The organism is Bradyrhizobium sp. CCBAU 45389 (genome assembly GCF_028128625.1).
In the GTDB taxonomy this organism is placed as follows: Bacteria; Pseudomonadota; Alphaproteobacteria; order Rhizobiales; family Xanthobacteraceae; genus Bradyrhizobium; species Bradyrhizobium liaoningense_B.
This window is the reverse complement of record NZ_LBIY01000096.1, coordinates 20,810-32,004: the sequence shown is the minus strand read 5'-3', so window position 1 is coordinate 32,004 and position 11,195 is coordinate 20,810. Positions and strand designations below refer to the sequence as shown.

Here is an 11,195-nt window from a genome sequence, read left to right as displayed (position 1 = left end):
GATCGGTTCCTGCGCAGCAGCAAACCAATGGCCGGCAGGTGCTTTTCGCGGGAGCGACGCAGCCATGCATGTTCTGTCTTCTGCCGCTGCTCCCACGTGCTATCGTGATGAAAAAGCAGGGAGAAAACGTCATGCGCATGAACGACAAGGTCGCCATCGTCGTCGGGGCCGGGCAAAGCCCCGGCGAAGGGATGGGCAACGGCCGCGCCACCGCACTGACTTTCGCGCGCGAAGGCGCGAAGGTTCTGTGCGTCGACCATCATCTGGAATCGGCGCAGGAAACGGTGGCGATGATCACCGCGAAAGGCGGCACCGCCGCAGCCTTCAAGGCCGACGTGACCAAGTCCGCCGACATCAAGGCGATGGTCAAGGACGCGCAGACGCGCTGGGGCCGGATCGACGTGCTGCACAACAATGTCGGCGTGAGTCTCTCCGGCGGCGATGCCGAATTGCTGCAACTGACCGAGGAGGCGTTCGACCGCGTCGTCGCCATCAATCTGAAGAGCTGCATCCTCGCGGCGAAAGAAGTGATCCCGATCATGCGCGCACAGAAGGGCGGCGCCATCATCAACATCTCCTCCATGGCGGCGATCACGACGTATCCTTATGTCGCCTACAAGGCGACGAAGTCGGCGATGATCGCCTTCACCGAACAGCTCGCCTACCAGAACGCCGAATACGGCATCCGCGCCAACGTCATCCTGCCCGGCCTGATGAACACGCCGATGGCGGTCGATACCCGCGCCCGCGAATGGCACAAGACCCGCGCCGAGGTCGAAGCCGAGCGCGACAGCAAGGTGCCGCTGCGCAGGAAGATGGGCACGGGCTGGGACGTCGCGAACGCCGCGCTGTTCCTGGCGTCGGACGAGGCGGGCTTCATCACCGGCGTGACACTGCCGGTGGATGGCGGGGCGAGCGTGAGACGGGGGTAGAAGCGAGCACGCTGCTCTTACCCTCCCCTGGAGGGGTCCGAGACGAGCGAAGCTCGCTCGTGGGTCGCTACGCATGAAGCGTAGCGCAATGCGTAGCGGGGTGGGGTGAAGATCCCTCCCCGTCCAACAGTGTCCGTGTGGAGAGATCACTCCACCCCGCTCGCGCTGCGCGCGATCGACCCTCCCCCTCCAGGGAAGGGTAAGATCAGTGCGTCACCCGCCAGATCGTGCCGTTGCCATCTTCCGAGATCAGCAACGACCCATCCTTGGCAACTGCCACACCCACCGGCCTGCCCCACACCTCCGTGTCACTCACGACAAACCCCGTGACGAAATCCTCATACTCGCCCGTCGGCTTACCGTCCTTCATGCGGATGCGGATCACCTTGTAACCGGTGCGCTTGGAGCGGTTCCAGGAGCCGTGCTCGGCGGCGAAGGCGTCGCCCTGGTACTCCGATGGAAACTGTGCGCCTTCATAGAACGTCATGCCGAGCGAGGCCGAGTGCGGCTGGATCAGCACGTCGGGCACCGTCACCTTGTCCTTGAGGTCGGGCCGCGCGCCGGCATGGCGCGGGTCTTCATTGTTGCCGATATAGAACCAAGGCCAGCCGTAGAACGCGCCCTCCTTCACGCTGGTCACGTAATCCGGCACGAGGTCGTCGCCGAGGCCGTCGCGTTCGTTGGTCGAGCACCAGGGCAAGCCTGTCTGCGGCTGCATTGCAAGGCCGACGCAGTTGCGGATGCCGGTGGCGTAGACCTTCCGCTCCTTGCCATCGGGATTGAAGGCCAGCACCGTGGCGCGCTCGAGCTCGCTCGCCCACGTTGCGCCAAGCGGCTGCGCCTTCGCCCACGCGTCCATCCCGCCCGGCGGCGTGCCCATGCCTTCGGCGACATTGCTGAGCGAACCCACCGAGACCAGCATGCGCTTGCCATCCGGCGTGAAGACGATGTCGCGGGTGGAATGGCCGCCGTCATGCGGCAGGCTTGCCACGATCGTCTGCGCCTTGCCGCGCGCCTTGAGATCGCCGGCCTGATAGGGAAAGCGGACGACGCTGTCGGTGTTGGCGACATAGACCCATTGCGGGTTGTCGCCATTTGGAAAGAAGGCGATGCCGAATGGCTGCTTCAAGCCGCTGGCAAACACCTCGTTGGTCGCGACCTTGCCGCCCTCCCCAGTGCGCAGCACGCGAATGGTGCCGGCCCGCGTTTCCGCGACGAAGACATCGCCGTTCGGCGCGACCCTGATGATGCGCGGCGCGCGCAAGCCTTCGGCGAACAGCTCGATCTTGAAGCCGGCCGGCACCTGGAGCGATGCCTGCGACGGCCGCGGCACCACGCGCGAGAAGCTGGCAACCGATGGCGTCGCATTGGGCCTGGCGAGGTCCTGCGGCCGGATCACCCTGACCGCGCCGGGCTTGTCGGCCCGCCAATCGCCATAGGCGTCCCTGCCCTGCAGCACCGGCTCGGCTTGCGCGCCGTTTGTGGCCGCAGCCAGCAATCCCGCCGCCAGTGCTGCGGTCCATGTCCTGCTTTTCATCTCGCCTTCCTCCCGGCCTGCATGTCTCGCACGTCAACGTCGATCGACCTGCAAATGGTCCGCGACAGGCAAATCGCCTGCCGCATCCCACATCAGCTCATGCCCGCACGATGTGCATCAGCCACGATCCATCGTACTGGAAAACACCGCGGATAGGTGCAACACATTGCAAGGGAGCGGCCGCCGGTTGCGGTCATCAAAGCTGCGGCGTCCATGCCGCACCTGATGGGGTGATCATGTGGGGATCCATCATATCGGAATGGGCGAGCCTGCTGCTCCGCTGGCTGCATGTGGTGGCGGCGATCGCCTGGATCGGCAGTTCCTTCTACTTCATCGCTCTCGACCTCAGCCTGAAGCCGAGGGATGATCTGCCTGACGGCGTGCAGGGCGAGGCCTGGCAGGTCCATGGCGGCGGCTTCTACCGGATCATGAAATATCTGGTCGCCCCCAGCCAGATGCCGGACGAGCTGACCTGGTTCAAATGGGAGGCCTACACCACCTGGCTGTCCGGCTTCGCGCTGATGGTCGTCGTCTATTATCTCGAGGCCGACCTGTTCCTGGTCGACAAGTCGATCCTCGATCTCACGCCATTCCAGGCCGGCCTGTTTAGCTTTTTCAGCCTGGCTCTGGCGTGGCTGCTCTATGAGGCCGCGTGCCGCACCGGGCTCGCCCAGCGCGAGCTGCCCTTCGCCATCGGCGGCTACCTGTTCCTGGTCGCGCTCACTTATGCCTTCACCCATGTGCTGAGCGGCCGCGGCGCCTTCAACCAGATCGGGGCGATCATCGGCACCATCATGGTCGCCAATGTCTTCACGCTGATCATCCCGAACCAGAAGAAGATCGTGGCGGCGCTGATCGCGGGACAGGCGCCTGATCCAAAACTCGGCAAGACCAGCAAGGAGCGCTCGGTCCACAACAACTATTTGACGCTCCCCGTGGTCGTGCTGATGATCAGCAACCACTATCCCCTGCTCTACGCCACGCGCTTCAACTGGATCATCGTCGCGATCATCCTGGCGCTGGGGCCGGTGATCCGCCACTTCTTCAATGAGCGCCATGCCGGGCGCCAATCGCCGTGGTGGGTGTGGGGCGTGGCAGCGGTGGGCGTGATCGCGATCCTTTTTCTGTCCGCGGCCGGCCCGCGCGAGGTGAAGACGGGCGCATTGTCGACGCCGGCCACGCTCGCCAATGTCGAGGAGATCGTGATGTCCCGTTGCAGCATGTGCCACGCGGCTGAGCCGGTCTGGGCCGGGATCGTGACCGCGCCGAAGGGCATTCTGCTCGATGCGCCCGAGCACATCCAGCGCAACATCCGCCTGATCGGTCGCGTGGCGGCTTGGTCCACCGCGATGCCGCCTGGCAATATCACCGAGATGACCAGCGAGGAGCGCGCCATCCTCGCAGCCTATATCGAGCAGGCCCGCTGAGGCCGTCACGCGTCGATCGCGCATTTCGCGGAATGAAATTCCGCATCTCCCGCCGATTTGAAAATGACTTGACCGCCCATCCGTCGTAGACAGGGACGACGGCCGCTGACGCAGCGGTCCAAGTCAGTCTGTATAAGTCAGTTTGCATTCGGGGAAGAGAACAGTGGCCCTCAAGAACGTCATCGGTATCGACCACGCCGTGGTCATGGTGAAAGACCTCGACAAGGCCGCCGAGAATTACCGGCAGCTCGGCTTCACCATCTCCCCGCGCGGCACCCACAGCGCGCATATGGGCACCGGCAACTACACCATCATGTTCGACCCCGACTATATGGAGCTGCTCGGCGTGCTGGTGGCAACCGAGCACAACGCGCCGGCCCGCGCCTTCGTTGACAGGCACGGCGAGGGCATCGAGCGCATCGCCTTCACCGCGGTCGATTCCGCCGCAGGCGCCGAGGAGATTCGCGCGCGCGGCCTGGAGCCGATCGGCCCGACCGATTTCGAACGGCCTGTCACGCTGCCGAACGGAACGGTCTCGGCTGCAAAATTCCGCACCTTCATGTGGCCGACCGCGGAAGCGCCCGGCGGCGTCCGCATCTTCGCCTGCCAGCACAAGACGCGCGAGACCGTGTGGATCCCCGAGCTGATGAAGCACGCCAATGCGGCCAAGCGGATCAAGCAGACGCTGATCGCAACGCCGGAGCCGGCGAAGGATGCCGCCCACCTCGCCCGGCTGATCGACCGCGAGCCGAAGCCGGACGCCGACGGCGCAGTTACCGTGCCCTCAGGTGGCGATCGTGCCGATTTCGTCTATCTGACGCTGGAGGAGCTCGGCAAACGCTATCCCGGCGTGCCGCTGGCCGGTCTCTCCGAGCGCGGCGGCGCAGCGCTGGTGCTCGTCAGCGGCGATCTCGCGGCGACCGAGAAGGCGCTGGGGTCGGCCGCGGTGCGGAGCGGGGCAGCGATCTGCGTGCCGCCGGCCAAGGCCAACGGCACCCTGCTCGCCTTCATTGCCGGCTGATTTTAACTAATTCTTTAACGTGCGTTTACCCGGCGGCTCTAGGATTCGCGGCAATCCAAGCCACCGGGGCCAAACGCATGTTCAAAGAGGGATCGCCGATCGCCTATGACGCGCCGGCCGAACTGAAGAAGTGGCCATCGCTGAAGGGCGAGAGACAGAAGGATCGGGGTCCGCCCTATCTCGTCTACAACGGCACGCTCGCCGACTGCGTCCGCGAGCTGATGGACAAGCCGATCAAGGGCATTTCGCTCTACGACATCATGACGAAGCCGCAGGCCGCCTTCGATCAGACCGTGCTGTCGCCCGGCGACGCCGCCGAGATCGCGATGCGCAAGGATTTTCCCAAGGCATAAGCGCGGCAGTCTGCGCACACTACGCGTGACAGCGCTGCGGTTCCCGAAGATCCGCGGGCCGATGGTGCATGTTCTGCGGCGGGAACACCGTACTAACACCGGGCGCTCGTTGGAATCGCAGCTTCGCCGCAATTACGGTTAATGAAGTCCTCGTCTCCGGCGCAACGCGCCGGTCGTTCCCCCACAGTTCGAGGACTCTTACCGAGATGCGATTTCTCGTCGCGGCTTGCGCTGCGTTCCTGATTCTGATGTGCGACGTCGGCTCATCGCCCTCCTGGCAGGCACCAAGCTTCGACAACTCCACTCCCAAGGCCGATCGCGCCCCCTCACTGGTTCCTCTGGTCGATCTCTTCCTCGCGAGCGTGCAGGCCATTGAGCTCGCGAACGCGCGCGCGGCTTACGAGGAGACGATCGAGCCGGCGCTCACGATCGAAGCCGTCGTGCAGGCCCCGGCTTCGCCAACCGACAAATTCTGTCACGCGCTGAGGGAAGCGGCTGAGGCCAGCGGCATTCCCGTGCCGTTCTTCGCGCGCCTGCTCTGGCAGGAGAGCCGCTTCCGTTCCAACGAGGTCAGTCCGGCCGGCGCGCAGGGCGTCGCGCAGTTCATGCCGGAGACGGCCGCCGAAGTCGGCCTCGATGATCCCTTCGATCCCATGAAGGCCTTGCCGGCATCGGCAAAGTTCTTGCGCAAGCTCCGCGACGATTTCGGCAATCTCGGTCTCGCGGCGGCCGCCTACAACGCAGGGCCCGGCCGCATCCAGAAATGGCTCGCCAGGGAAAGCGAGCTGCCGCGCGAGACACGCGATTATGTCCGCATCATCACCGGCACCAGAGCTGAGGACTGGACGGAGCGCGCTGAGGCTCTCGCGATCCGGATCGACCTGCCGCGCGAGGCGCCATGCGAAGGCATCGGCAGTCTCTCCAAGACGAAGGACATCGTCTGGGTGCCGGTGAACCTGACGCCGTCGGTCATCACCATCATGCGCAAGGCCGAGCAGGTGGCGGCGCGCCTCTCGGCAAACCGAGCGCGCAAGCGGTTCGCATCCCTGCTGCGGAAGAGCGCTTCGGCCAGCGGCAAGGCGCGCAGCATGATCGCGGCGCGCGCGGCCGGCAAGAACGCCAAGGCCCGCGCCATCCGGCTTGCCGCGCGCGAACGATCTTCGGGCTGACGCGCGGGTCGGAAAGCCGCTCGATTGAGCGGCTTCCCGGGATTTTCGGACTAGTCGATCTCCTCGATCACGAGACGTTCGCGAGGCTCGATGACGTAGGTCCGCGTATCGCGATGGATGTAGCGATATTCCCGCAGGTCTGGCGCGTCGCGATAGACCGTGCTCGGGAATTCCTCGACCTCGACAGTCTCGGGGACGCGGTCGCCGACTCGCATCTCGCTGCGTGCGGTGCTGCCGGTGGTCCGCGCTTCACTCCGTCCCTCGGTGCGGGACTTCGCATGTTTGCGGATCACTTCGCGATCGCGATCCGAGAACTTGCTGGCGCTGCGCTCGCGCGTGGTCGTCGTCGCGGTCGACTGCCCGGAATATGGAAGGACCGTCACGATCTTGTAGCTCGCAGGATCGACCACGACGATCTGATCCTTCACCAGCGCGAAGCTGTAACCGCGATATTGCGGCACGATCTCGACGACATCGGGCGGCAGCGTCGATAGCTGGATGTCGCGCGGCACCACCGTGCCGACATTCAGCGAGAAATTGACGTTGGTGAGCGGCCGCACGTTCAGGTGCGAGATCGAGGCGCTGATCCTGGTCTCCTGCTGGCGGTTGAGATTGACATCAGTTTGGGCGGCGGCCTGCGAATTGGTTCCCGCCCGCTCACCCTGCGCCTGATTGCTGGCCGGCGCATTCGGCGCCTGCTGAGCCTGGTTGGTCCCGGTCCCGCTCGGTGCCTGCTGCGCCTGGTTGCTGTTGTTCGACGGCGGATTGGACCGATCCTGCGCCTGGTTCGTGTTCGTTGCCGGTGGATTGGCGCTCTGCTGGGTCGCGGGCTGGTTCCCGGTTGTGCTCGGGTTGGCCGTCCCGCTTTGCGGTCGCGTATCCGTGCTGTTGGCAGCATTGGAGGTGCCGGAGCCGGCGTTGGGCCCTGACGGAGGTGTGGTGGTCTGCGTATTCTGCGCCGCCGTCGGTGATTGCTGCGGTTGCGATGTGGGCTGCTGCGTATTCGCTGCGCCCGACGGCGAGGTGGTGGACGGCGCGGCGGAATTCGATTGCGATCGCGGCGTCTGCTCGGGCTTCGTGTTCGTGCCAGGCGATTGCGCAACGGCGGCGCTTGCCAGCACCAGCCCCAGTGCAGTTGTTGCCAACAGTCGGATCATGCTTCACTCCCTTTGTCCGGTTCAAGTTTGGCTACTAACCGGCGCTGGGAAGCTCGGTTCCAGTTTTTCCCGGAACAGAGGCCGTGAGGGAACTTGCGATGCCATCGAAGAGCGCCGGGATCATCGCCTATCGAAAGCGCCGCGATCTCGAGGTTCTGCTCGTTCATCCCGGAGGACCGTTCTGGCGCAACAAGGATCTCGGCGCGTGGTCGATCCCGAAGGGAGAATACGCGGACGGAGAAGACGCAGAAATCGCCGCGCGGCGGGAGTTTGCCGAGGAGCTTGGACTTGAACTGACGATCCCATTGATCGCGCTTGGTCAGATCAGGCAGCGCGGCGGCAAGATCGTCACCGCATTCGCGACCGAGCTCGATGTCGATACCGGCAGCATTCGCAGCAACACGTTCGAGATCGAATGGCCGCCGCGCAGCGGCAAACGGCAGCACTTTCCGGAGGTCGACCGCGCCGAATGGTTCACGATCGAAGCTGCGCAGCAAAAGATCAACGCAGGACAGCGCCCACTGCTCGAACGCCTTGCGCGGCTGGTCGGCGACGGATAGGCCGCCCGCCGCTCACACCGGCTTGTCGTCGTCCGTCACCGGCGAGGTCACGACCAGGAAGACGAGGTCGGTCAGACCGGAGTTCGAGATCGCATGCTCGACGCCCGGCGGCAGGAAGATCACATCGTGCTTGCGCACGACATGGTTCTTGCCTGATATCTCCATCAACCCTTCGCCGTCGAGCACGTGATAGACCTGCTCCTGCACCTCGTGATGATGCCGCGCCACATAGGCCATCGGCTGGTACATCGAGATGCGATAGTCGATGCGGCGCGAGCCCGCCGTCTCCGGCATCACCAGCGGCTTTGACAGCGCACCGCCAAAATGGTTGGGGAATTCGCGCCAGGGCACTTCTGCGATGTTGCGGATGAAGGCGCCGCCAATCTCCTCGGCCATGATCGTGCTCCCTAGTTCACCAGTGCGCCACCGTCGATATAGACGATCGAACCCGTGGCAAAACCATTGGTCATGAAGCTTCCGATCTGGCGGGCGATGTCCTCGGCGACGCCGACGCGGCCGACCGGCAGTGCCGCCGCCGTCTTCGCCAGCATCTCCTTGCGCGCCGCCTCCGGCATCGCAGCCCGGATCGGCGTATCGATCACCCCCGGCGAGACTGCATTGACCCGCACCGGCGCAAGCTCGAGCGCGAGCGCCCGGGCGAGCGATTCCAGCGCGCCATTGGCCGCGCTGATGATCGCCGAGTTCGGCCGCGGCCGGACGCTGAGGAAGCCGGTGACCAGCGTCAGCGAGCCGCCCGGACGGATCTCGGCTTCGCGCGCCACGCGCCAGGCGCCCCAGAATTTTCCTTCCATCGTGCCGCGCACGTCCTCCATCGCAACCGTCTTGAACGGTCCGGTGCGAAGTTGCGCTGCCGTCAGCACGACGTGATCGACGGGGCCGGTGCGGCGAAACAGATCAGCGACACTCTGGTCGCTGGTGACGTCGGTGGGGATGGCCGTCACCTTCAGCCGCTCGGCGACGGGATCGAGCTTGGCGGCGCTGCGCGAAGCGATGACGACGTCCGCGCCCTCCGCCTTCGCAAGCTCTGCCGTGGCAAGGCCGATGCCTGAGGAGCCGCCGATCACGACGACCTTCTTGCCTGCGAGCGTCATTTCCATCTCCCGTCACTTTCTGAATTGGCGATTGAAAAGGCGTGCGATCAGCCCGGCTGGAAGCGCGTGCCGATGCCGGCCTTGCTCTGACCGAGGCCCGGCAATTCCCAGACGCCCGCGCCGGCCGGATTGACGTCGGCGGCGATGTCGACATCGATCAGATACGGCCTGTTGGCGGCGATGCCCTTGCGGATGGCCTCGCCGATGTCGCCGGCGCGGTCGACCCGCACGCCCTCCACGCCGCAGGAACGCGCCATCGCCGCGAAATCAGGATTGTAGCGCTCGCCGGTTTCAGGATGCTTGAAGTCGGTGGCAAGCTCACGGCCGCCGAGATAGCCGCGCTGCAGCCCGCGGATCGATGCGTAGGCGTAATTGTTCCAGACCACCCAGACCACGGGCAGATTGTATTCGACCGCCGTGCCCAGCACGTTGGCGTGCATGAAGAAGGCGCCGTCGCCGCATACCGAGACGCACGGACGATCGGGCGCTGCGAACTTCGCGCCCATCACGCCGGCGACACCAAAGCCCATCGGGCCAAAGCCCATCGAGCCGATCAGCGAATCCGGCCGCTTCGGCTTGCAGAAGCCGAGCAGCCAGTTGTGATGCACGCCGATGTCGGAGACGAGGATTGCGTCCTCCGGCAGCGCCTTGTCGATCTCGGCGGCCGCGCGCTGCGGATTGATCGGCGTGGTGTCGTCGGAAAAGCCCGGCGCGACGAACTTGTCCCACTCCTTGCGATAGCCGTCGATCTGCGCCAGCCATTTCCTGCGCGCGTCGGACTTCCTAGAGAGATTGTCGCGGCGGTCGAGCTCGGCGTGGACCTGGCGCAGGAAGGTGCGGACGTCGGCCATCAGGCCGAGCGCGACGGGATAGTTGCGGCCGATCTCTTCGGGATCGATGTCGACATGGATCAGCTTCGTCGGCGGGATCGTGAAGGAATAGCCCGGGATCCACGAGCTCGAGGTGCGATCGTCGAAGCGGACGCCGAGCGCCAGCAGCACGTCGGCCTGACGGGTCGCGTGATTGGCCTGGTAGTGCCCGGCGCGTGCGACGAGCCCCAGCGCCAGCGGATGATTGACGTCGAGCGCACCGAGACCGCTCGCGGACGCGGCCACCGGGATCTGAAGCCGCTCGGCCAGCTTGCGCAATTCATCGGCCGCGCCGCCATAGCGCACGCCCTGCCCGACCAGCATCACCGGCCGCTCGGCGGAGAGCAACATGTCGACCGCCTTCTCGACGCCGTCAGGATCGGCGCCGCAGCGGCTGGAGATGTTGGCGTTCCACTCGATCGCCTTCGGTGCTTCTTCCGCAGCGGACTCCATGAACACGTCGAAGGGCACGTCGACCACCACCGGCCCGGGCCGTCCGGTGATCATGGTCTTCCACGCCTGCCGCACCGCGAGCGGCACCATCTCGCCGCGCGTCGGCTGGAATACCTTCTTGCAGATCGTGCGCACCGTGGACGGGAAGTCCGCCTGATGGTGCCGGTACATCTCCTGGAATGCGCCGCGGTTGAACTGACTGGTCGGCACGTTGCCGGTGATCGCCATGAACGGCACGGAATCGAGGAAGGCGTTGGCGAGCGAGATCGGCAAATTCGCCGAGCCCGGCCCGCAGGAGGTGAAGGTCGCCGTCGGCCTGCCGGAGACGCGGTAATAGACGTCGGCCATGAAACCGGCGACGCTCTCGTGATGCACGGAGATGGTCTTGATCTCCTGAGAGCGCTCGTACAGCGCGTCGATGAACTGGATGTTGCCATGGCCGCAGAGCCCGAACACCTGCGGCACCTTCTCCTGGATCAGATAGTCGACAATGACCTGGGCGCCATTGAGCATGTTCTTCGACATCAACCCGTCTCCCTCTCGGCCCGACGACTTCTTCTGCACCGATGCGGGGAACGCGGCCGGTCATCACAGGGCCGCGGGAG

The 11,195-nt window shown here is 65.1% G+C and carries 11 protein-coding genes; 6 read left to right on the top strand and 5 right to left on the bottom strand.

The window, feature by feature from the left end; all coding sequences use genetic code 11:
* Nucleotides 1-131 precede the first annotated feature (131 nt).
* Entirely contained in the window at nt 132-932 is an 801-nt protein-coding gene (locus XH79_RS30040) for an SDR family NAD(P)-dependent oxidoreductase (RefSeq protein ID WP_271583970.1), read from the top strand.
* A 205-nt stretch (nt 933-1,137) separates the two neighbouring features.
* Here XH79_RS30040 and XH79_RS30035 read toward each other — a convergent pair whose 3' ends face one another.
* Complete coding sequence (locus XH79_RS30035; RefSeq protein ID WP_271583969.1) at nt 1,138-2,469, bottom strand: PQQ-dependent sugar dehydrogenase; 1,332 nt, start codon at nt 2,467-2,469, stop codon at nt 1,138-1,140.
* Between the two features lie 236 nt (nt 2,470-2,705).
* Between XH79_RS30035 and XH79_RS30030 the strand changes: the two genes are divergently transcribed.
* The 4 genes from XH79_RS30030 to XH79_RS30015 all read left to right on the top strand — a co-directional run bounded on the left by XH79_RS30030 (nt 2,706) and on the right by XH79_RS30015 (nt 6,439).
* On the top strand, nt 2,706-3,896 hold the full coding sequence (locus tag XH79_RS30030; protein WP_271583968.1) for a urate hydroxylase PuuD: 1,191 nt from the start codon (nt 2,706-2,708) through the stop codon (nt 3,894-3,896).
* Between the two features lie 163 nt (nt 3,897-4,059).
* Nucleotides 4,060-4,917, top strand: coding sequence for a VOC family protein (locus XH79_RS30025; RefSeq protein WP_271583967.1), 858 nt, complete (start codon nt 4,060-4,062; stop codon nt 4,915-4,917).
* Between the two features lie 77 nt (nt 4,918-4,994).
* Entirely contained in the window at nt 4,995-5,270 is a 276-nt protein-coding gene (locus tag XH79_RS30020; RefSeq protein WP_018646136.1) for a hypothetical protein, read from the top strand.
* Between the two features lie 206 nt (nt 5,271-5,476).
* Nucleotides 5,477-6,439, top strand: a complete 963-nt coding sequence (locus tag XH79_RS30015; protein ID WP_271583966.1) for a lytic transglycosylase domain-containing protein — start codon at nt 5,477-5,479, stop codon at nt 6,437-6,439.
* 50 nt (nt 6,440-6,489) lie between these two features.
* On the opposite strand, the gene XH79_RS30010 is transcribed toward XH79_RS30015, so the two are convergent.
* Nucleotides 6,490-7,596 (bottom strand): DUF1236 domain-containing protein, encoded by a 1,107-nt coding sequence (locus tag XH79_RS30010; RefSeq protein WP_271583965.1) that lies wholly within the window; start codon nt 7,594-7,596, stop codon nt 6,490-6,492.
* Nucleotides 7,597-7,694: 98 nt separating this feature from the next.
* Here XH79_RS30010 and XH79_RS30005 point away from each other — a divergent pair, with 98 nt between their 5' ends.
* The gene (locus XH79_RS30005) at nt 7,695-8,156 is read left to right on the top strand and encodes an NUDIX domain-containing protein (protein ID WP_271583964.1); all 462 of its coding nucleotides are present in this window, start codon (nt 7,695-7,697) and stop codon (nt 8,154-8,156) included.
* Nucleotides 8,157-8,168: 12 nt separating this feature from the next.
* Here XH79_RS30005 and XH79_RS30000 read toward each other — a convergent pair whose 3' ends face one another.
* Genes XH79_RS30000 through XH79_RS29990 form a run of 3 tightly spaced genes read right to left on the bottom strand, consistent with a single transcriptional unit; the run spans nt 8,169 to nt 11,115 of the window.
* Nucleotides 8,169-8,552, bottom strand: a complete 384-nt coding sequence (locus XH79_RS30000; RefSeq protein WP_212343409.1) for a cupin domain-containing protein — start codon at nt 8,550-8,552, stop codon at nt 8,169-8,171.
* 11 nt (nt 8,553-8,563) lie between these two features.
* Nucleotides 8,564-9,268, bottom strand: coding sequence for an SDR family oxidoreductase (locus XH79_RS29995; protein WP_271583963.1), 705 nt, complete (start codon nt 9,266-9,268; stop codon nt 8,564-8,566).
* Nucleotides 9,269-9,315: 47 nt separating this feature from the next.
* Nucleotides 9,316-11,115 carry a thiamine pyrophosphate-binding protein gene (locus tag XH79_RS29990; protein WP_271583962.1) on the bottom strand — a complete coding sequence of 600 codons (1,800 nt, stop codon included), beginning with the start codon at nt 11,113-11,115 and terminating at the stop codon, nt 9,316-9,318.
* Nucleotides 11,116-11,195: the final 80 nt, after the last annotated feature.

Bases quoted from the DNA above. Each gene is read 5' to 3' on its own strand.
- XH79_RS30010 (WP_271583965.1), bottom strand. From the start codon at position 7,596: ATGATCCGACTGTTGGCAACAACTGCACTGGGGCTGGTGCTGGCAAGC.
- XH79_RS30020 (WP_018646136.1), top strand. From the start codon at position 4,995: ATGTTCAAAGAGGGATCGCCGATCGCCTATGACGCGCCGGCCGAACTG.
- XH79_RS30035 (WP_271583969.1), bottom strand. From the start codon at position 2,469: ATGAAAAGCAGGACATGGACCGCAGCACTGGCGGCGGGATTGCTGGCT.
- XH79_RS29990 (WP_271583962.1), bottom strand. From the start codon at position 11,115: ATGTCGAAGAACATGCTCAATGGCGCCCAGGTCATTGTCGACTATCTG.
- XH79_RS30000 (WP_212343409.1), bottom strand. From the start codon at position 8,552: ATGGCCGAGGAGATTGGCGGCGCCTTCATCCGCAACATCGCAGAAGTG.
- XH79_RS30040 (WP_271583970.1), top strand. From the start codon at position 132: ATGCGCATGAACGACAAGGTCGCCATCGTCGTCGGGGCCGGGCAAAGC.
- XH79_RS30015 (WP_271583966.1), top strand. From the start codon at position 5,477: ATGCGATTTCTCGTCGCGGCTTGCGCTGCGTTCCTGATTCTGATGTGC.
- XH79_RS30005 (WP_271583964.1), top strand. From the start codon at position 7,695: ATGCCATCGAAGAGCGCCGGGATCATCGCCTATCGAAAGCGCCGCGAT.
- XH79_RS29995 (WP_271583963.1), bottom strand. From the start codon at position 9,268: ATGACGCTCGCAGGCAAGAAGGTCGTCGTGATCGGCGGCTCCTCAGGC.
- XH79_RS30030 (WP_271583968.1), top strand. From the start codon at position 2,706: ATGTGGGGATCCATCATATCGGAATGGGCGAGCCTGCTGCTCCGCTGG.